This window comes from Noviherbaspirillum sp., assembly GCF_035654295.1.
Lineage (GTDB): Bacteria > Pseudomonadota > Gammaproteobacteria > Burkholderiales > Burkholderiaceae_D > Noviherbaspirillum.
The window spans coordinates 1-19,803 of sequence record NZ_DASRXF010000141.1 but is presented as its reverse complement, the minus strand read 5'-3'; the positions used below and the strand labels follow the sequence as shown (position 1 = coordinate 19,803).

At 61.0% G+C, this 19,803-nt stretch carries 21 protein-coding genes; 18 read left to right on the top strand and 3 right to left on the bottom strand.

Features of this window, described 5'->3' with window-relative positions:
- The 11 genes from VFF99_RS13960 to VFF99_RS13910 form a co-directional block, all read left to right on the top strand.
- A partial coding sequence (locus VFF99_RS13960; RefSeq protein ID WP_325018876.1) for an NADH-ubiquinone oxidoreductase-F iron-sulfur binding region domain-containing protein occupies positions 1-549 on the top strand: 549 nt, incomplete at its 5' end.
- Positions 550-625: 76 nt separating this feature from the next.
- Positions 626-2,962, top strand: a complete 2,337-nt coding sequence (gene nuoG, locus VFF99_RS13955) for an NADH-quinone oxidoreductase subunit NuoG (RefSeq protein WP_325018874.1) — start codon at positions 626-628, stop codon at positions 2,960-2,962.
- Positions 2,962-4,029: an NADH-quinone oxidoreductase subunit NuoH gene (gene nuoH, locus VFF99_RS13950; protein ID WP_325018873.1), complete on the top strand. Its 1,068-nt coding sequence runs from the start codon at positions 2,962-2,964 to the stop codon at positions 4,027-4,029. The genes nuoG and nuoH overlap by 1 nt, the downstream gene beginning before the upstream one ends.
- 14 nt (positions 4,030-4,043) lie before the next feature.
- On the top strand, positions 4,044-4,532 hold the full coding sequence (gene nuoI / locus VFF99_RS13945; RefSeq protein WP_325018871.1) for an NADH-quinone oxidoreductase subunit NuoI: 489 nt from the start codon (positions 4,044-4,046) through the stop codon (positions 4,530-4,532).
- Positions 4,533-4,571: 39 nt separating this feature from the next.
- The gene (locus VFF99_RS13940; RefSeq protein ID WP_325018869.1) at positions 4,572-5,213 is read left to right on the top strand and encodes an NADH-quinone oxidoreductase subunit J; all 642 of its coding nucleotides are present in this window, start codon (positions 4,572-4,574) and stop codon (positions 5,211-5,213) included.
- A 10-nt stretch (positions 5,214-5,223) separates the two neighbouring features.
- Positions 5,224-5,532, top strand: a complete 309-nt coding sequence (gene nuoK / locus VFF99_RS13935) for an NADH-quinone oxidoreductase subunit NuoK (RefSeq protein ID WP_325018867.1) — start codon at positions 5,224-5,226, stop codon at positions 5,530-5,532.
- A gap of 27 nt (positions 5,533-5,559) precedes the next feature.
- A complete protein-coding gene (nuoL, locus tag VFF99_RS13930; protein ID WP_325018865.1) occupies positions 5,560-7,605 on the top strand; it encodes an NADH-quinone oxidoreductase subunit L in 2,046 nt (681 codons plus the stop codon).
- Positions 7,606-7,632: 27 nt separating this feature from the next.
- Entirely contained in the window at positions 7,633-9,123 is a 1,491-nt protein-coding gene (locus tag VFF99_RS13925; protein ID WP_325018863.1) for an NADH-quinone oxidoreductase subunit M, read from the top strand.
- A 94-nt stretch (positions 9,124-9,217) separates the two neighbouring features.
- Positions 9,218-10,699, top strand: coding sequence for an NADH-quinone oxidoreductase subunit NuoN (gene nuoN, locus VFF99_RS13920; RefSeq protein WP_325018861.1), 1,482 nt, complete (start codon positions 9,218-9,220; stop codon positions 10,697-10,699).
- 19 nt (positions 10,700-10,718) lie between these two features.
- Positions 10,719-11,024: a DUF2818 family protein gene (locus tag VFF99_RS13915; RefSeq protein ID WP_325018859.1), complete on the top strand. Its 306-nt coding sequence runs from the start codon at positions 10,719-10,721 to the stop codon at positions 11,022-11,024.
- A gap of 74 nt (positions 11,025-11,098) precedes the next feature.
- Positions 11,099-11,653: an NUDIX hydrolase gene (locus tag VFF99_RS13910; protein ID WP_325018857.1), complete on the top strand. Its 555-nt coding sequence runs from the start codon at positions 11,099-11,101 to the stop codon at positions 11,651-11,653.
- Between the two features lie 58 nt (positions 11,654-11,711).
- Here VFF99_RS13910 and VFF99_RS13905 read toward each other — a convergent pair whose 3' ends face one another.
- A complete protein-coding gene (locus tag VFF99_RS13905; protein ID WP_325018855.1) occupies positions 11,712-13,397 on the bottom strand; it encodes an electron transfer flavoprotein-ubiquinone oxidoreductase in 1,686 nt (561 codons plus the stop codon).
- A gap of 165 nt (positions 13,398-13,562) precedes the next feature.
- Here VFF99_RS13905 and VFF99_RS13900 point away from each other — a divergent pair, with 165 nt between their 5' ends.
- Both VFF99_RS13900 and VFF99_RS13895 read left to right on the top strand, forming a co-directional pair.
- Positions 13,563-14,339, top strand: a complete 777-nt coding sequence (locus tag VFF99_RS13900; RefSeq protein WP_325018853.1) for an SDR family oxidoreductase — start codon at positions 13,563-13,565, stop codon at positions 14,337-14,339.
- 31 nt (positions 14,340-14,370) lie between these two features.
- The gene (locus VFF99_RS13895) at positions 14,371-14,787 is read left to right on the top strand and encodes a thioesterase family protein (RefSeq protein ID WP_325018851.1); all 417 of its coding nucleotides are present in this window, start codon (positions 14,371-14,373) and stop codon (positions 14,785-14,787) included.
- A 1-nt stretch (position 14,788) separates the two neighbouring features.
- On the opposite strand, the gene VFF99_RS13890 is transcribed toward VFF99_RS13895, so the two are convergent.
- Positions 14,789-15,349, bottom strand: coding sequence for a PAS and helix-turn-helix domain-containing protein (locus VFF99_RS13890; protein ID WP_325018850.1), 561 nt, complete (start codon positions 15,347-15,349; stop codon positions 14,789-14,791).
- 130 nt (positions 15,350-15,479) lie between these two features.
- Between VFF99_RS13890 and VFF99_RS13885 the strand changes: the two genes are divergently transcribed.
- Complete coding sequence (locus VFF99_RS13885; protein ID WP_325018848.1) at positions 15,480-16,178, top strand: CoA transferase subunit A; 699 nt, start codon at positions 15,480-15,482, stop codon at positions 16,176-16,178.
- A 14-nt stretch (positions 16,179-16,192) separates the two neighbouring features.
- Positions 16,193-16,846: a 3-oxoacid CoA-transferase subunit B gene (locus tag VFF99_RS13880; protein WP_325018847.1), complete on the top strand. Its 654-nt coding sequence runs from the start codon at positions 16,193-16,195 to the stop codon at positions 16,844-16,846.
- 84 nt (positions 16,847-16,930) lie between these two features.
- Here VFF99_RS13880 and VFF99_RS13875 read toward each other — a convergent pair whose 3' ends face one another.
- Entirely contained in the window at positions 16,931-17,713 is a 783-nt protein-coding gene (locus VFF99_RS13875) for a 3-hydroxybutyrate dehydrogenase (protein WP_325018845.1), read from the bottom strand.
- A gap of 133 nt (positions 17,714-17,846) precedes the next feature.
- Between VFF99_RS13875 and VFF99_RS13870 the strand changes: the two genes are divergently transcribed.
- The 3 genes from VFF99_RS13870 to VFF99_RS13860 form a co-directional block, all read left to right on the top strand.
- Positions 17,847-18,713, top strand: coding sequence for an alpha/beta hydrolase (locus tag VFF99_RS13870; RefSeq protein ID WP_325018842.1), 867 nt, complete (start codon positions 17,847-17,849; stop codon positions 18,711-18,713).
- Between the two features lie 17 nt (positions 18,714-18,730).
- A complete protein-coding gene (locus VFF99_RS13865) occupies positions 18,731-19,081 on the top strand; it encodes a RidA family protein (protein ID WP_325018841.1) in 351 nt (116 codons plus the stop codon).
- A gap of 6 nt (positions 19,082-19,087) precedes the next feature.
- Positions 19,088-19,803: HD domain-containing protein (locus tag VFF99_RS13860; protein WP_325018839.1), on the top strand; the 716-nt coding region annotated here is incomplete at its 3' end.

The window sequence follows — 19,803 nt, the reverse complement described above, 5'->3', positions numbered from 1 at the left end:
GCCCTGCCCAAGTCGATCTGCGACACCGTGCTGATGGATTTCGACTCCCTGCGCGAGCTGATCGACAGGCATTGCGGCGGCGTGCGCGGCGGCTGGGACAATCTCCTCGCCGTGATCCCCGGCGGCGCCTCGGTGCCGCTGCTGCCCAAGCATATCTGCGACGACGTGTTGATGGATTTCGACAGCCTCAAGGCGGTGCAGTCGGGCCTCGGCACCGCCGCCGTGATCGTGATGGACAAGTCCACCGACGTGATCAAGGCGATCCAGCGCCTGGCCTATTTCTACAAGCATGAAAGCTGCGGCCAGTGCACGCCTTGCCGCGAAGGCACCGGCTGGTTGTACCGCATGATCCATCGCATCGAACATGGCCAGGGCCGGGCGGACGACCTCGACATGCTGAACTCGATCGCCGACAACATCCAGGGCCGCACCATTTGCGCACTGGGTGACGCCGCGGCGATGCCGGTTCGCGCGTTCGTGAAGAACTTCCGCGACGAATTCGAATACCACATCGAACACAAGCGCTGCATCGTCCCCGCATACGTTTGATGTGAGGCGCATCTCACGCCACTCACTGATTTGACAAGGCGCGCACTGCGCGCCAAACAATACTTAGGCAAAAGCCATGGTTGAAATCGAAATTGACGGCAAGAAGGTGGAGGTCCAGGAAGGCAGCATGGTGATGGACGCTGCCAACAAGCTTGGCACCTACATTCCGCACTTTTGCTATCACAAGAAACTGTCCATCGCGGCCAACTGCCGCATGTGCCTGGTCGAAGTCGAGAAGGCACCGAAGCCGCTGCCGGCTTGCGCGACTCCCGTCACCAACGGCATGATCGTGCGCACTGCCAGCGACAAGGCGATCAAGGCGCAGAAGAGCGTGATGGAATTCCTGCTCATCAATCACCCGCTGGACTGCCCGATCTGCGATCAGGCCGGCGAGTGCCAGTTGCAGGATCTCGCGGTAGGTTATGGTCCATCCGCATCGCGTTATGAAGAGGAAAAGCGCGTCATCGATCCGAAGGATGCCGGCCCGCTGATCTCCATGCGCGAGATGGCACGCTGCATCCACTGCACGCGCTGCGTCCGCTTCGGCCAGGAAATCGCCGGCGTGATGGAGTTCGGCATGCTGAACCGCGGCGAACACTCCGAGATCACGACTTTCGTCGGCAACTCAGTCGATTCCGAACTCTCGGGCAACATGATCGACCTGTGCCCTGTCGGCGCACTGACCTCCAAACCGTTCCGCTACACTGCGCGCAACTGGGAGCTGTCCCGCCGCCGCTCGGTGAGCCCGCACGATGGCCTCGGTGCCAACCTGATCGTCCAGGTCAAGGGCGGCAAGGTGATGCGCGTGCTCCCGCTCGAGAACGAAGGCGTGAACGAATGCTGGCTGTCCGACAAGGACCGCTTCTCCTACGAGGGCCTGAACAGCCCCGAGCGCCTGACCGTCCCGATGATCAAGCAGGACGGCAAGTGGATCGAGACTGACTGGCAGACCGCGCTCGAATACGTGGCGCACGGCCTGATGGACATCCGCAAGGATCACGGCGCCGACGCAATTGCCGCGCTGGCTGCACCGTATTCCACGCTGGAGGAGCTCTCGCTGCTGCAGAAGCTGGTCCGCGGCCTGGGCTCCGACAACGTCGATTTCCGCCTGCGCCAGTCCGACTTTTCCCTGGATGGCAAGGTCACGCCGTGGCTGGGCATGTCGATCACTGACTTCGGGGCAGCCGACCGCGCGTTCGTGATCGGTTCCTTCCTGCGCAAGGACCATCCGCTGCTCGCCGCACGCCTGCGCCAATCGGCCAAGCACGGGGCGAAGGTCAGCGTCCTGAATGCTACCGACGACGATCTGGCGATCCCGCTCACCAACCGCATGGTCAAGGCCCCGTCCGATTGGCTGGCCGGCCTGAGCGAGGTGGTGGTGGCTGTCGCGCAAGCAAAGAACATGAGCGTCCCGGCAGGCTTCGACGGCATCGAGGCCGGCGAGGTCGCCAAGGGTATCGCTGCCAGCCTGCTGTCCGGCGAGCGCAGGATCGTTGTCCTGGGCAACGCTGCTTCACAGCATCCGCAAGCCTCGCAGCTGCACGCTGCCGCCCAGTGGATCGCGCAGCAGACCGATGCGAAGTTCGGCTACCTGACCGAGGCAGCAAATACCGTGGGCGGCTATATCGCCAACGCGATCCCGGGCAAGGGTGCCAATGCGCTGCAAATGTTTGCGCAGCCGCGCAAGGCATACGTGCTGCTGCACGCCGAGCCGGAATTCGATTGCTATGACCCGCAGCTGGCATGCGCCGCGCTCGGCAAGGCGGACATGGTTGTCGCCATGACTCCCTACAAGCACGCCGCGGAATACGCCGACGTGCTGCTGCCGATCGCACCGTTCTCCGAAACCTCCGGCACCTTCGTCAATTGCGAAGGCCGGGCACAAGGCTTCAATGGCACGGTCAAGCCGCTGGGCGAAACGCGTCCGGCGTGGAAGGTGCTGCGCGTGCTCGGCAACATGCTGGATATCCAGGGCTTCAACTATGAAACCTCGGAAGAGATCCGCATCGAGCTGCTCGGCACGAAGCTGGCGGAAGAAGCTGATCTGGCATCGCGCCTGAACAACAACGCGAGCCTGCCGCTGCAGGCAGCAAAGGCAACCGGTTCCGTGCAGATCGAGCGCATCGCCGATGTGCCGATCTACTTCACCGACGCGATCGTCCGCCGCGCAGATTCGCTCCAGCTGACCTCGCTTGCAAAGGCGCCTAAGGCAGCGATTTCCGAAGCGCTCGCGCAACAGCTCGGCATCGCCGACGGTGCGCAGGTCAAGGTCACGCAAGGGCAGGGCAGCGCTGTGCTTACGGCTGCCGTTGATCCGAGGCTGCCGGCGAATGTGGTCCGCGTTTCCGCTGCGCATCCGTCGACCGCAAGCCTGGGTGGCATGTTCGGCGCAATCAGTGTGGAGAAAGCGTAATGGATCAAATGCTCATGACCATCAACGCAACCGGGCAGGACCTGTTCGGCGGTGTGTGGCCCTTGGTCTGGAACCTGGTCAAGATCGTCGTCGTGGTGCTGCCGCTGATGGGCTGCGTCGCCTACCTCACCCTGTGGGAGCGCAAGATGATCGGCTGGATGCATATCCGCCTCGGCCCGAACCGGGTGGGTCCCGCCGGACTGCTGCAGCCTATCGCCGACGCGCTGAAGCTGCTGCTCAAGGAAATCGTCGTTCCCGCCCGTGCCAACAAGGCATTGTTCGTGATCGCGCCGATCATGACGATCATGCCCGCGCTGGCCGCGTGGGCCGTGATCCCGTTCGGACCGGAAGCCGTGCTGGCAAACGTCAATGCCGGCCTCCTGTTCGTGATGGCGATCACCTCGATGGAAGTGTACGGCGTGATCATCGCCGGCTGGGCGTCCAACTCGAAGTATGCCTTCCTCGGCGCCATGCGTGCTTCGGCGCAGATGGTGTCCTATGAAATTTCGATGGGCTTCGCGCTCGTCATCGTGCTGCTGGTATCGGGCAGCCTGAATTTCATCGACATCGTCAACGGCCAGAACAAGGGCTTCTTCTTCGACAAGGGCCTGAACTTCCTGTCGTGGAACTGGCTGCCGCTGCTGCCGATTTTCGTGATCTACGTGATCTCGGGCATCGCCGAAACCAACCGCCATCCGTTTGACGTGGTGGAAGGCGAATCGGAAATCGTTGCGGGCCACATGGTCGAGTACTCGGGCATGTCCTTCGCGATGTTCTTCCTGGCCGAATACGCGAACATGATCCTCATCTCGATCCTGGCTTCGCTGATGTTCCTCGGCGGCTGGGCGGCTCCGGTGGCCTTCCTGGACTTCATCCCCGGATGGATCTGGCTGGGTATCAAGACCTTCTTCGTGGTATCGCTGTTCATCTGGGCGCGTGCATCGTTCCCGCGCTACCGCTATGACCAGATCATGCGCCTGGGCTGGAAAGTATTCATCCCGCTGACCCTGGCATACCTGGTGATCGTGGCTGCCTGGATGCAGACACCCTGGAATATTTGGAAGTAAAGAGGCTGAACAACATGGAAGCCATTAAAGATTTCTTCGGCAGCCTGATGCTCCGAGAGCTGCTCAAGGGCCTGGCCCTGACCGGCCGTTACATGTTTGCTCGGAAGATCACGGTGCAGTTCCCGGAAGAGAAGACGCCGCTGTCGCCGCGTTTCCGCGGCCTGCACGCGCTGCGCCGCTACCCCAACGGGGAAGAGCGCTGCATCGCCTGCAAACTTTGCGAGGCTGTGTGCCCGGCGATGGCCATCACCATCGAATCGACGGAGCGCGAGGACGGCACCCGCCGTACCACGCGCTACGACATCGACCTGACCAAGTGCATCTTCTGCGGATTCTGCGAAGAATCCTGTCCGGTCGACTCGATTGTCGAGACCAACATCCTGGAATACCACGGCGAAAAGCGCGGCGACCTCTACTTCACAAAGGAGATGCTGCTTGCGATTGGCGACCGTTACGAGAAAGACATCGCCGCCGCCCGTGCTGCCGATGCCGCATATCGTTGATTGACCTGGCCCGCATACAGCTGACTCTTTTGGCCCATTATGGAATTTAAAACCTTCTTGTTCTACGCGTTCTCGGTGATCCTCGTGTTCGCCGCGACCCGCGTCATCACGGACCGGAACCCGGTGCATGCCGCGTTGTTCCTGGTGTTGTCCTTCTTCTCCGGCGCCGGCATCTGGCTCCTTCTGAAAGCCGAATTCCTTGCCATCGTGCTGGTGCTGGTTTACGTCGGCGCCGTCATGGTGCTCTTCCTGTTCGTGGTGATGATGCTCGATATCAACATGGACAAGCTGCGAGAAGGCTTCTGGGGTTACTTCCCGCTGGCCGCGACCATCGGCGTCGTGATCGTGCTGGAAATGGCCGCGGTGCTGCTGCACGGCTTCTGGGCGCTTGAGTCGCAGGTCCCGGCGGCCTCCGCGAACATCGGCAACACCAAGGAACTGGGCAAGCTGATCTACACGGAATACATCTACGCCTTCGAAATCGCTGCGGTCGTCCTGCTGGTTGCGATCGTTGCGGCAGTGGCGCTGACCCTGCGCCGCCGCAAGGACATCAAGTCTTTCGATCCGGCCAAGGCGGTCAAGGTCAAGCGCAACGACCGTGTGCGCATGGTCAGCATGAAGGCCGAGTCCGAGCGCGCCAACGGCGCAGCGCCGGCTGCGCAACCGGCAGAAAAACAATAAGGGGAAGCACGTGGCACTTTCGCTCGCACACTATCTGGTCCTCGGCGCGATCCTGTTTGCGATCTCCGTCGTCGGCATTTTCCTGAACCGCAAGAACGTCATCATCCTGCTGATGGCCATCGAGCTGATGCTCCTCGCGGTCAACATGAACTTCGTCGCCTTCTCGTACTACCTGGGCGACGCTGCCGGCCAGATTTTCGTTTTCTTCATCCTGACTGTGGCTGCCGCGGAGTCCGCGATTGGTCTCGCCATCCTGGTGCTGTTGTTCCGTAATCTGGACACCATCAATGTCGAAGACCTCGACGCACTCAAAGGTTAATCACGCACAATAACGACAAGGTCCATCATGGCGGGGCAACTCAACCCACACGTTCTACTGGCTGTGCCGTTGGCACCACTCGCGGGCGCCGCGATCGCGGGTCTGTTCGGAACCAAGTTTTTCGGCAACAAGATCGGACGCGCAGCGTCGCATTCGGCGACCATCCTGGGCGTCCTGATCGCTTTCATCATTTCCTTCCAGACCCTGCTCGCGGTCATGGACGGCGCCACCTACAACGGCACCGTCTATAACTGGATGACAGTCATGGGACTCAAGCTGGAGATCGGCTTCCTGGTCGACAGCCTGACGGCGATGATGATGTGCGTGGTGACTTTCGTGTCGCTGATGGTTCATATCTATACCATCGGCTACATGGCCGAGGATGAAGGCTATAACCGCTTCTTCTCCTACATCTCGCTGTTCACCTTCTCGATGCTCATGCTCGTCATGAGCAACAACTTCCTGCAGCTGTTCTTCGGCTGGGAAGCGGTGGGCCTCGTGTCCTACCTGCTGATCGGTTTCTGGTACACCCGTCCGAGCGCGATCTACGCCAACATGAAGGCTTTCCTGGTGAACCGCGTCGGCGACTTCGGCTTCATCCTGGGCATCGGCCTGCTGCTGGCTTACGCCGGCTCCATGAACTACGGCGAAGTGTTTGCAAAGAGGGCAGAGCTGGCCACCATGACCCTGCCGGGCACCGACTGGATGCTGCTGACCGTCGCTTGCATCTGCCTGTTCATCGGCGCGATGGGCAAGTCGGCGCAGTTCCCGCTGCACGTCTGGCTGCCGGACTCGATGGAAGGCCCGACCCCGATCTCCGCACTGATCCACGCCGCAACGATGGTGACCGCGGGTATCTTCATGGTCGCACGCATGTCGCCGTTGTTCGAGCTGTCCGATACGGCACTGTCCTTCGTGCTGGTGATCGGCTCGATCACTGCGCTGTTCATGGGCTTCCTCGGCATCATCCAGAACGACATCAAGCGCGTGGTGGCATATTCCACGCTGTCCCAGCTCGGCTACATGACCGTCGCGCTCGGCGCTTCCGCCTATTCGGTCGCGGTGTTCCACCTGATGACCCACGCGTTCTTCAAGGCGCTGCTGTTCCTTGGTGCGGGCGCCGTGATCATCGGCATGCACCACGACCAGGACATCCGCAACATGGGCGGCCTGCGCAAGTACATGCCCATCACCTGGATCACGTCCCTGCTGGGTTCGCTGGCCCTGATCGGTACGCCGTTCTTCTCGGGTTTCTACTCGAAGGACAGCATCATCGAGGCGGTGCACTCCACCCACATTGCCGGCGCCGGCTTTGCCAACTTCGCTGTACTGGCGGGTGTCTTCGTGACCGCGTTCTACTCCTTCCGCATGTATTTCCTCGTGTTCCACGGCGAGGAGCGTTTCGGCAAGCCGCACGATGCGCATCAGGATCACAGCCATGATGAACACAGCGACGAAGCGCATCACGGCCTCGGTCCGGGCGAAAAGCCGCACGAGGCGCCGTGGGTTGTCACGCTGCCGCTCATGCTGCTGGCGATTCCTTCGGTCGTGATCGGCTATATCGCGATCGGCCCGATGCTGCATGGCGACTTCTTCAAGGACGTGATCTTCGTTGCCGACAACCATGGCGCGATGAAGGAACTGAACGAAGCGTTCCACGGTGCTGCGGCGATGGGCATGCACGCGCTCCAGACCGCACCGTTCTGGCTCGCGTTGGCAGGTGTTGCATCCGCCTACTACTGCTACATGATCAACCCGCGGGTGCCGGCCTGGTTCTACAACAAGTTCCACGCGATCTACAGCATCCTCGACAACAAGTACTTCATGGACAAGATCAATGAAGTCGTGTTTGGCAAGGGCGCGGTGCTGCTCGGCCGCGGCCTGTGGAGCGGTGGTGACCGCGCGCTGATCGACGGCCTGGTCGTCAACGGCAGCGCCAAGCTGGTGGGCTGGTTCTCGGCGCTGATCCGCCACTTCCAGACCGGCTACATTTATCACTATGCATTTGTAATGATTATCGGCGTGCTGTTGTTCCTGATTTATTTCATGCCGTTCCCGACGTTTGCCAAATAAGTTGGCGAAGTAGAGCAAATAACAATCATGATGCAGTCAACTTTCCCACTCCTGAGCCTCGCAATCTGGTGTCCGATCGCGTTCGGCCTGTTCGTTCTGGCATTCGGCCGCGACGAGAATCCCGCGCTGGTGCGATCGGTCTCGCTGATCGGGTCCATCGTCAGCTTCCTGGTCACGCTGCCGCTGATTTCGCAGTTCGACAAGGCGGCCCACGGCATGCAGTTCGTCGAGAAGGCAAGCTGGATCGAGCGTTTCAACGTCAACTACTATCTCGGTGTTGACGGCATCTCGGTCTGGTTCGTACTCCTGACCGCCTTCATCACGATCATCGTGGTGATCGCCGGCTGGGAAGTGATCGAGAAGCGCGTGGCGCAGTACATGGGCGCCTTCCTCATCCTCTCCGGCGCGATGGTCGGCGTGTTCTGCGCGCTGGACGGCCTGCTGTTCTACGTCTTCTTCGAAGCGACGCTGATCCCGATGTTCATCATCATCGGCGTGTGGGGCGGCCAGAACCGCGTGTACGCCGCGATGAAGTTCTTCCTGTACACGCTGCTTGGTTCGCTGCTCACGCTGGTCGCCATCATCTACCTGTACTTCAAGGCGGGCGGCAGCTTCGACATCCTCGCATGGCACAAGCTGCCCCTGCCGCTCGATGTCCAGGTGCTGATCTTCTTCGCCTTCCTGATGGCGTTCGCCGTCAAGGTGCCGATGTGGCCTGTGCATACCTGGCTGCCGGATGCGCACGTGGAAGCGCCGACGGGCGGTTCCGTCGTGCTGGCGGCCATCATGCTGAAACTGGGTGCCTACGGCTTCCTCCGTTTCTCGCTGCCGATCGCTCCTGACGCGAGCCACTCCCTGTCCGGTTTCATCATCACGCTGTCGCTGATCGCCGTGATCTACATCGGCCTCGTTGCGCTCGTCCAGGCGGACATGAAGAAACTCGTCGCGTATTCCTCCATTGCGCACATGGGCTTCGTGACGCTCGGCTTCTTCGTCTTCAATGACATGGCCACCCAGGGCGGCATCGTGCAGATGATCTCGCACGGCTTCGTCTCCGGCGCAATGTTCCTTTGCATCGGCGTGCTGTACGACCGCATGCACTCGCGCCAGATCGCCGACTACGGCGGCGTGATCAACACCATGCCCAAGTTCGCTGCGTTCTTCGTGCTGTTCTCGCTCGCGAACTGCGGCCTGCCGGCGACTTCCGGTTTCGTCGGCGAGTTCATGGTCATCCTCGGCGCCATCAAGTACAACTTCTGGATCGGCATGCTGGCCGCGACTGCACTGATTTTCGGCGCGGCCTACTCGCTGTGGCTTGTCAAGCGCGTGGTATTCGGTACCGTGGGCAACAAGCACGTGGCCGAACTCCAGGACCTGAACACCCGCGAGTTCCTGATGCTGGGCATCCTGGCAATCGCCGTCATTGCGATGGGCGTGTACCCGGCTCCGTTCACCGACATCATGCAGACCTCGGTGGATGACCTGCTCAAGCACGTGGCGATTTCGAAGGTGAATTAATGAATGCGCCTTCCGCAAACCGGAAGGCGTGTCGCGGCGCCTTGGACGAGCAATCGGCAAGGCCCGGCCTGCAAGGCTTTAGAGTGACGACAACATGAACGAAATTAATTTCGCACCGGTTTATCCGGAAATTTTCCTGCTGATTGCTACCTCGGCGATCCTGCTGATCGACATGTTCCTGACGGAGGCGAAGCGCCACGTCACGTTCATGCTGGCCATCGTGACGCTCATCGTCTGCGCAGCGCTGAACATCGCTGATTTCGGCAATCCGACCGTCTACACGTTCAACAACATGTTCGTGTCGGATGCAATGTCGAATCTGCTGAAGGTGTTCTCGTACATCGCTGTCGGCATGACGCTGGTGTATTCGCGCCAGTACGCAACGGAGCGGGGCATGCTCGGCGGTACGCTGGGCGGCGAGTTTTATGTGCTGGCACTGTTCGCGCTGCTTGGCCAGATGGTCATGATCTCGGGTAACAACTTCCTGGTGATCTACCTTGGCCTCGAACTGATGTCGCTGTCGCTGTATGCACTCGTCGCGCTGCGCCGCGGCAACGCAGTCTCGACCGAGGCGGCGATGAAGTACTTCGTGCTCGGCGCACTCTCGTCCGGTTTCCTCCTGTACGGCCTGTCCATGCTGTACGGCGCAACCGGCTCGCTCGATCTGACTGAAGTCGCCAAGGCAACCGCGTCCGGCACTGTCAACAAGACCGTGCTGGTGTTCGGTGTGGTGTTCGTCGTCGCCGGCCTGGCGTTCAAGCTCGGTGCCGCGCCGTTCCACATGTGGGTGCCCGACGTCTACCAGGGCGCACCCACGGCCGTGACCCTGCTGCTGGGCGCCGCCCCGAAGCTCGCGGCGTTCGCGATCACCATCCGCCTGCTGGTGGAAGGCCTGTTCCCGCTCGCCATCGACTGGCAGCAGATGATCACGGTGCTCGCGGTGCTTTCGATGGCCGTCGGTAACATCACGGCGATCGTGCAGACCAATCTCAAGCGCATGCTGGCATATTCGACCATCGGCCAGATGGGCTTCATGCTGCTCGGCATGCTGTCGGGCGTGGTCGACGGCAATGTCGCTTCCGCCGGTAATGCCTACAGCTCGGCGCTGTTCTATTCCGTCACCTATGTGCTGACGACGCTGGGCACCTTCGGCCTGATCATGCTGTTGGCGCGTTCCGGCTTCGAAGCGGAAAACATCGACGACTTCAAGGGCCTGAACCAGCGCAGCCCGTGGTTTGCCTTCGTCATGCTGATCCTGATGTTCTCGCTGACCGGCATTCCGCCGACCGTGGGCTTCTATGCGAAGCTGGCCGTCCTGCAGGCTGTGCTGAGCACCGGTCAGGTTTGGCTTGCCATCGTGTCGGTCCTGCTGTCCCTCATCGGCGCCTTCTACTACCTGCGTGTGGTCAAGGTGATGTACTTCGACGAGCCGGTCGACAACACGAAGATCGAGGCGACGGGTGATATGCGCGCGGTGCTGAGCCTCAATGGCGCCGCCGTCCTCGTACTGGGCATCCTGCCCGGCCCGCTGATGGCCGTTTGCGCAACCGCCATCGTCAAGACCCTGGCTGGCTGATCGCATCCCGGAAGCACGCGTGGATGTTTCCCTTGCAAGCTGGTTCGTAATCGGGTTGGCGGCGATCGCCGCCAACCTTCCTTTCTTCAATGAGCGCGCATTCGCGCTGATTCCCCTCCGACAGCCGCCGAAATCCCTCTGGCTGCGGTTACTCGAACTGATCGTGCTGTACTTCGTCGTCGGCGGCATGGCTTATGTCCTCGAAGCCCGCATGGGCAACGCCTTCCCGCAGCGATGGGAGTTCTACGCGATCACGGCCTGCCTCTTCCTGGTCTTCGCCTTTCCCGGATTCGTGTACCGTTACCTGCGCAAGCGGCACGGCTGACTTGAGGTTCTGTAAGGCAGCTCTTCGCCGCCGCAGTACAATGCCGGTTTTCGTCGCCGAAATGGAGAGGATGCGTGGATCCACATCTGATCGAAGTCCAGGTCGATACGCAGGTCGCGTATGACGGGCATTTTCTGAAGGTACAACGCGACACCGTCCGCCTGCCGGACGGCAAGCAATCGTCGCGCGAGTACATCAAGCATCCGGGGGCGGTTGTGATCCTGCCCGTGTTTGAAGACGGTTCGATCCTGCTCGAACGCCAGTTCCGCTATCCCTTGCACGATGTGTTCATCGAATTCCCCGCCGGGAAAATCGATCCGGGCGAGGACCCGCTGGAGTGCGCGAAGCGTGAATTGCAGGAAGAGACCGGCTACACCGCGTCCGACTGGAAGTTCGTCTGCACCATCCACAACGCCATCGCGTACTCGGACGAACATCTGGACATCTATCTTGCGCGAGGACTGACCGCCGGCGAGCGCAAGCTGGACGACGGCGAATTCCTCGAAACGTTTTCGGCCACCGTTCCGGAGATGCTGGAATGGGTCAGGGGAGGGAAGATCACCGATGTGAAGACCGTGATCGGAACGTTCTGGCTGGAGAAGCTCGCCGCCGCGCAGTGGAAGCTCTGACCAGCCGCGTTGGCGGGTCACCAATAGCAAAAAAGCCGCATGCGCGGCTTTTTTGTTCTTACATGCCCGAGTAGTTCGGACCGCCGCCGCCTTCCGGCGTGACCCACACGATGTTCTGCGTCGGGTCCTTGATGTCGCAGGTCTTGCAGTGCACGCAGTTCTGCGCATTGATCTGCAGGCGGTCGCCGCTGCCGTCATTGACGAACTCGTACACACCAGCCGGGCAATAGCGGCTTTCCGGTCCGGCGAACTTCGACAGGTTGATCTGCACCGGCACCGATGCATCCTTCAGCGTGAGGTGCGCCGGCTGGTTTTCCTCGTGGTTGGTATTGCTCACGAAGACGCTGCTCAGGCGGTCGAAAGTGAGCTTGCCGTCCGGCTTCGGATAGGTGATCGGCTGGAAATCGCTGGCTGGCCGCAGGTACTCGTGGTCGCGCTTGGTCGCATGCAGCGTCCATGGCGGATTCTTGATGCCGATCTTGGGCAGCAGCCATTGTTCGATACCGGTCATCATGTTGCCGACCAGCTTGCCCTTCTTGAACCAGAGCTTGAAGTTGCGCGACTGGTCGAGCTCTTCCTTCAGCCAGCTCTTCTCGAAGGCATCCGGGAAGGCGGTCAGCTCGTCCGCGGAGCGGCCGGCGGCGAGGGCGTCGGCAATCGCGTCGGCACACATGATGCCGGTCTTGATTGCCGCGTGGCTACCCTTGATGCGTGCGGCATTCAGGAAGCCGGCATCGCAACCGACGAGGGCGCCGCCCGGGAACACGGTCTTCGGCAGTGCTTGCGGCGTGCCGTTGTTGATCGCGCGCGCGCCGTAGCTCAGGCGCTTGCCGCCCTCGAGATGCTGGCGGATGGCCGGATGCGTCTTCCAGCGCTGCATTTCCTCGAACGGGCTGAGGAAGGGATTCTGGTAGTCGAGGCCGATCACGAAGCCAAGTGTGACCTTGTTGTCTTCGAGGTGATAGAGGAAGCCGCCGCCGAAGGTATCGCCGGTCATCGGCCAGCCGGCCGTATGTACGACCAGGCCCGGTTTGGCCTTGGCCGGGTCGATTTCCCACAATTCCTTGACGCCGATGGCGAAGCTCTGCGGGTCCTTGCCTTCGGTGAGTTTGTACTTGGCGATCAGCTGCTTGCCGAGATGGCCGCGCGCGCCTTCGGCGAAAATCGTGTACTTGCCGAGTAGCTCCATCCCGAGCTGGAAGTTTTCGGTGGGCTCGCCATCCTTGCCGATGCCCATGTTCCCGGTCGCGACGCCCTTTACGCGACCCTGCTCGTCGTACAGCACTTCGGCCGCCGCGAAGCCGGGGAAGATTTCGACGCCCAGGCCCTCAGCCTGCTGCGCCATCCACTTCACGACGTTGCCGAGGGCGACGACGTAGCAGCCTTCGTTGTGGAAGTTGCGCGGCACCAGCCAGTCCGGCGTGCGGTGGGAACCGGTCTCGCTGAGGAAGAGGATATCGTCGCCGGTCACCGGCTGGTTGAGCGGTGCGCCGAGTTCCTTCCAGTTCGGGAAGAGCTCGTTCATCCCGCGGGGATCCATGACGGCGCCCGACAGGATGTGCGCCCCGGGCTCGGAACCTTTCTCCAGCACGACGACAGAAATCTCCCTGTTCTGCTCCGCGGCCAGCTGCTTGAGGCGGATCGCGGTTGCCAGGCCCGCAGGGCCGGCGCCGACGATGACGACGTCGTACTCCATCGACTCGCGCGGGCCGTATTGTTCTAGGATGCTTTGGGTCTGCGTCATGGTCTTCCCACCGTAAAATGATATTATCGAACGAACGTGCTAATTGTCGTGGATTTTGCTTGAGAATGCTAGATTCATCACTCTAATTGGCACCGAGCATGTAATCATAACGTCACAGCTTCAGTCGGCACAGTCAATTGCAAGACAAACAATCAGGAGACTTACGTGGGCATTGAGGTGAATTTCGAAGGCAAGATTGCGCTTGTCACAGGGGCGTCGAGCGGTTTGGGCGCGCGGTTTGCGAAGGTGCTGGCTGAAGCGGGTGCGCAGGTGGTGCTGGCGTCGCGCCGCGTCGAGCGGCTCAAGGAATTGCGCGCGGAAATCGAAGCCAATGGCGGTGCAGCGCATGTCGTGGCTCTCGATGTTACCGACTACGGCAGCATCAAGTCCGCCATTGCCCATGCGGAAACCGAGGCCGGGCCGATCGATATCCTGGTGAACAATTCGGGCGTCTCGACGACGCAGCGCCTCGTCGACGTGACGCCCGAGGACTACGCATTCGTGATGGATACCAACCAGCGTGGCGCGTTCTTCGTGGCGCAGGAGGCTGCCAAGCGGATGATCGCGCGCGCCAAGGGCGATCCGAAGAAGCAGCACCGCATCATCAACATCGCCTCGGTGGCGGGCCTGCGCGTCCTGCCGCAGATCGGCATCTATTGCATGAGCAAGGCAGCCGTCGTGCACATGACGAAATCGATGGCGGTCGAGTGGGGGCGCTATGGCATCAATGTGAATGCGATCTGCCCCGGTTACATCAGCACCGAGATCAATGAAGCGCATTTCGAGACCGAGCAGGGACGCACGCTGATCAACATGCTGCCGCGCAAGCGCCTCGGGCAGCCCGAGGATCTCGACGGCCTGCTGCTGCTGCTCGCGTCGGAGGAGTCGCGCTTTATCAATGGCGCGATCATCACCGCCGATGATGGCATGAGCGCGCAGTGATCCGCTTGAAGTCGGTGAAGCCGGAGGCTGCATGAGCGCAAGAAAACTGGTCCACACCCTGCGCATGCCGATTCGGTGGGGGGACATGGACGCAATGGGCCACGTCAACAACACGGTCTATTTCCGCTACCTCGAGCAGGCGCGCATCGAGTGGTTCACGGGAATCGGCTGCGAGCCGGACCTGGGCGGGGATGGGCCAGTCATCATCAACGCCCACTGCACTTTCCTCCGGCAGCTGAAGTATCCGGGCGAGATCGAGGTCCGCAGCTTTGTCTCCGTGGCGGGACGCTCGAGTTTCGAGATGTACCACGAGATCCGGCGCGTCGACCAGATGGAAACGATCTCGGCCGAAGGCGGGGCGAAGGTGGTGTGGGTACACTTTCCTTCGGAGAAATCCGTTCCTTTGCCCGAGCGCATCCGTGCGCTCCTGCCGAAGGCGGAAAGTTGAGCTAGCCGTTCACGCCGATCAGGCGATGCACCAGTTCGCTGGATGTCGACGCCCCGAATTTCCGCATCAGCTTGGCGCGGTGCATTTCCACCGTCCGCGGGCTCAGGCCGACGTGCCGGGCGATCAGCTTGCTGGTCTTGCCTTCCACGAGCAGCGCCGCGATTTCGCGCTCGCGCGGCGTCAGCTCGGCCGTCACCGGCCGTTTCGCGCTCAAATCCTCGAAAGTCCAAATGCCGGCCGCATGCGGGTCGTCATGGATCAAGGAGCGCCCGCTGACATGGCACCAGAATAGCTCCTGGTTGGCGCGTTTCATGATGCGCTCGTCGGAATAGTGCCCCTTGGCGCTCATGATCGGAACGATGCGGGCGCCGGTGCGTTCGAATTCGTCCAGCGTCGGATACAGCACCCGGAATGACTGGCCGACCAGTTCACCCGGCTGGTAACCGAACATGGCGGCCAGCGCGTCGTTGCACGCATGGATGACGCGGTACTGGGACACGCACATGCCGACGGGGGCGTTGCGGAAGATTGTTTCGTAATCGATCGCCAGTGGAGCGTTCATAGGTTTTTTTGGCCTTTTGCGTGGCTAAAATTCGTATTTTTACGGTATTGCACCGCATAGTCCACCATCATATGCTGGCAGGCACATTAGAACAGCCTTTTTAGGCAATTTCCAATAGAAGAGGGTCGGTATGAATAAAGTGTATCCCGATGCTGCCAGCGCGCTGGCAGGCATTGTCAAGGATGGGCAAACCATTGCCGTCGGCGGTTTCGGCCTCTGCGGCATCCCGGAAGCCCTGATCGCCGCGCTGCGCGATTCCGGCGTCAAGAACCTCACCGCGATCTCCAACAATGCCGGCGTCGACGGCTTCGGCCTCGGCCAGCTGCTGACGACCCGTCAGATCAAGAAAATGATCTCGTCCTACGTCGGCGAGAACAAGGAGTTCGAGCGCCAGTATCTCGCAGGCGAACTCGAGCTCGAATTCACGCCGCAGGGCACGCTGGCGGAAAAGCTGCGCGCAGGCGGCGCCGGCATCCCGGCCTTCTTCACCAAGACCGGTGTCGGCACGATTGTCGCCGATGGCAAGGAAGTGCGTGAATTCGATGGCCAGCAGTATGTCATGGAGCGCTCCCTCGTGGCCGACGTGTCGCTGGTCAAGGCGTACATGGCCGACAAGGTCGGCAACCTCGTTTTCCGCAAGACCTCGCGCAATTTCAACCCGAATGTCGCCATGGCGGGCAAGATCACCATCGTCGAAGTCGAGAAGCTCGTCGAAACCGGCGAGATCGATCCGGACCAGGTCCATACGCCGGGCATCTTCGTGCATCGCATTGTCGTCAATGCGACCCCGGAGAAGCGCATCGAACAACGCACCACGCGTGCAAAGTAAGACGGAGAACGAACATGGCATGGACTCGTGATGAAATGGCTGCGCGCGCAGCAAAGGAACTGCAGGACGGCTTTTACGTGAACCTCGGCATCGGCCTGCCGACCCTGGTGGCCAACTATGTGCCGAACGATATCGAAGTGTGGCTGCAATCGGAAAACGGCCTGCTCGGCATCGGTCCGTTCCCGACCGAAGATGAGGTAGATCCCGACCTGATCAATGCGGGCAAGCAGACCGTCACCGCGTTGAAGGGCTCGTCGTTCTTCAGCTCGGCCGACTCCTTCGCGATGATTCGCGGCGGCAAGATCAACATCGCCATCCTGGGTGCGATGCAGGTCAGCGAGAAGGGCGACCTGGCGAACTGGATGATTCCGGGGAAGATGGTCAAGGGCATGGGCGGCGCAATGGACCTCGTCGCCGGCGTCGGACGCGTCGTGGTGCTGATGGAGCACGTCGCCAAGGCGAAGGACGGTACGACTTCGCACAAGATCCTGAAGAAGTGCGACCTGCCTCTCACCGGCGTGGGCGTCGTCAATCGCATCATCACCGACCTCGGCGTGATCGACGTCACCCCGAACGGCCTGAAGCTGATCGAATTGGCGCCGGGAGTGGCCAAGGAAGAAGTGCTCGAAAAAACGGGCGCCGAGCTCGATGTGAGCGCTGTACACTGACCGCGTTTGCAAGGCAAATGAAAACGGCGCCCACAGGCGCCGTTTTTTTATGCGGGCACCGCAGCGCGCGATGCCCGGATTGATTTACTGGGCAGCCCAGCCGCCGTCCATGTTCCAAGCCACGCCGCGCACCTGGCTCGCCGCTTCGCTCGAGAAGAAGACGGCCAGTTCGCCGAGCTGTTCCGGCGTGACGAATTCGCCCGACGGCTGCTTCTCCGACAGCAGGCTCTTCTTGGCATCTTCGTTGGACAGGCCCTGCTGCTCGGCGCGCGCATCCACCTGTTTTTGTACCAGCGGCGTCAGCACCCATCCCGGGCAGATCGCATTGCAGGTGATTCCCGTTTGCGCGGTTTCCAGCGCAGTCACCTTCGTGAAGCCGACGATGCCGTGCTTTGCTGCAACGTAGGCGGATTTCTGTGCCGAGCCCACCAGGCCGTGTACCGAGGCAACGTTGATGATGCGACCCCAGTTCTTTGCCTTCATCGAAGGCAAGGCAAGACGGGTCGTGTGAAATGCGGAAGTCAGGTTGATCGCAATGATCGCGTCCCAGCGCTCGACGGGAAAATCCTCGATGTTGGCGACGTGCTGGATGCCGGCATTGTTGACGAGGATATCGACGCCGCCGAACTTTTCGGTGGCGAACTTCATCATGGCTTCGATCTCGGCAGGCTTGGACATGTCCGCATTGTGATAGGCGGTCTGCACACCGAATTCGTCGCGCACGCGGGCTTGCAGCGCCTCAATTTCCTTGCTGTCACCGAAGCCGTTGAAAACGATGTTCGCGCCCTGTGCCGCGAAGGCTTGCGCAATCCCCAGGCCGATGCCCGAGGTTGAGCCTGTCACCAGTGCGGTTTTCCCTTTATGCATATTGCCTTGCATGATGTCCTCTGCGAATGAAATTTGGATTTGCGACGAACCTACGTAGGATTTTAAGCGGAACGACCAGTAAAATGTGAGAATGACAATCGGATAAACTGATTCGCGACAAAATCACGACAGAATGGCTCAACATCAGATCAGGACGGTCCAATGCCTGTCGCCCTCGGGATTGCACAGGATGGCGTACAAGGAGTGGGGCGATCCGAAGAATCCCAGGGTGCTAGTGTGCGTGCACGGGGTGACGCGTGTTTCGGACGATTTTGACAACATGGCAACGGCCTTGTGCGACCGGTACCGGGTGGTCTGTCCCGACGTGGTGGGGCGCGGACGTTCCGACCGGCTGCAGAATCCGCAGCATTACCAGGTGCCGCAGTATGTGAGCGACATGGTGACCCTGCTCGCGCGGCTCGATGCGGAATCGGTGCACTGGTTCGGCACCTCGATGGGCGGACTGATCGGCATGGGGCTGGCCTCGCTGAAAGACAGCCCTGTCCGCAAGCTGGTGCTCAACGATGTCGGGCCTGCACTGAATCCGGCCGCGCTTGCGCGCATCGGCGACTATGTCGGCAAGGATGTCCGCTTCGCCACCTTCGATGAAGCGGCACGCTACATCCGCGACATCTCACTTCCGTTCGGGCCGCACAGCGAAGAGGAATGGCGCAAGCTGGCCGCGGACGCGCTGAAGCAGGACAGCGACGGGAAGTGGATCCTGCACTACGATCCGGGACTCGCGGTGCCCATCAAGGCGACGACGCCAGAGATGATGCAGCACGCGGAGGCGATGCTGTGGATGGCCTACGATGCGATCTCCTGTCCCACGCTCCTGGTGCGCGGCGCCCAATCGGACCTGCTGACGCCGGAAGTGGCGCACGCGATGACAGCGCGCGGCCCGAAGGCAAGGCTGGTCGAGATTCCTGGCGTCGGCCATGCGCCTACGTTTCTGCGCGAAGACCAGATCGCGATTGTCAGGGAATTCCTGCTTCAATAAATACGGAAGTCGAACACATGGAAATCAAGCGCCTGCATGTCGGGAAAACACTCTCGGAAGTTGCCATCCACAACGGCACGGTCTACCTCGCCGGGCAGATCGCCGAAGACCTCACGCAAAACATCGAAGGCCAGACACGCGAAGTGCTGGGCCACATCGACCGCTTGCTGGCCGAAGCGGGCAGCGACAAGTCGCGCATTCTGATGTGCCAGATCTATATCGCTGACATGAAGGATTTTCCCGGCATGAATTCGGTCTGGAATGAATGGGTGGCCGAGGGGAATTCGCCCCCGCGCGCCACGGTCGAAGCCAAGCTTGCCAAGCCCGAGTGGCTGGTTGAAATGGTGGTCACCGCCGCACAAAAGTAATCGCTCATGGTTTCGATCGTCGCAACGCCAGGGGAGGTGTCTGCCCAGTTGTCCACCGGACTGTCGGCGGAGGACAGTGCCCGCGTCCAGGACGCCTTGGCATTCGTGGAACCGTTCTATCGCGGCAAGACTGTCGCGACGGGCCAGGATACGTTCGAGTTTGCCCAGGGGGCGGCGACCACGCTCTCCCTCCTGAATACCGATGCCGATACGCGCATCGCCGGCTTGCTGTTCGAGTTGCCGGTCGTCGACGCCAAGGCCGCGGAATCGATCGAGGAGCGCTTCGGGATCGAGATCGCCGACCTGGTGGCCGGCATCAGGCAGCTGATGCGCCTGCACGAGCAAACCTTCGGTTACCAGGAAATCGGACGCGGCAAGAATGCGCCGCAGCAGGCGGCAGATCAGCTCGAAACGCTGCGCAAGATGCTGCTGGCGATGGCCTCCGACATGCGGGTGGTGCTGGTTCGCCTCGCTTCGCGGGTGACGACGCTGCGGTACTTTGCCGACGTCAAGCTGGAAAACGAGCAGACCCACCAGTACGCGCGCGAAACGCTCGACCTGTATGCGCCGCTCGCCAACCGCCTCGGGATATGGCAGCTGAAGTGGGAGCTGGAAGACCTCGCTTTCCGCTTCCTCGAGCCCGCGACCTACAAGCGCATCGCGAAAATGCTGGAAGAGAAGCGGCTGGAGCGCGAAGGCTTCGTGGAAGCGGCGATCGGGCG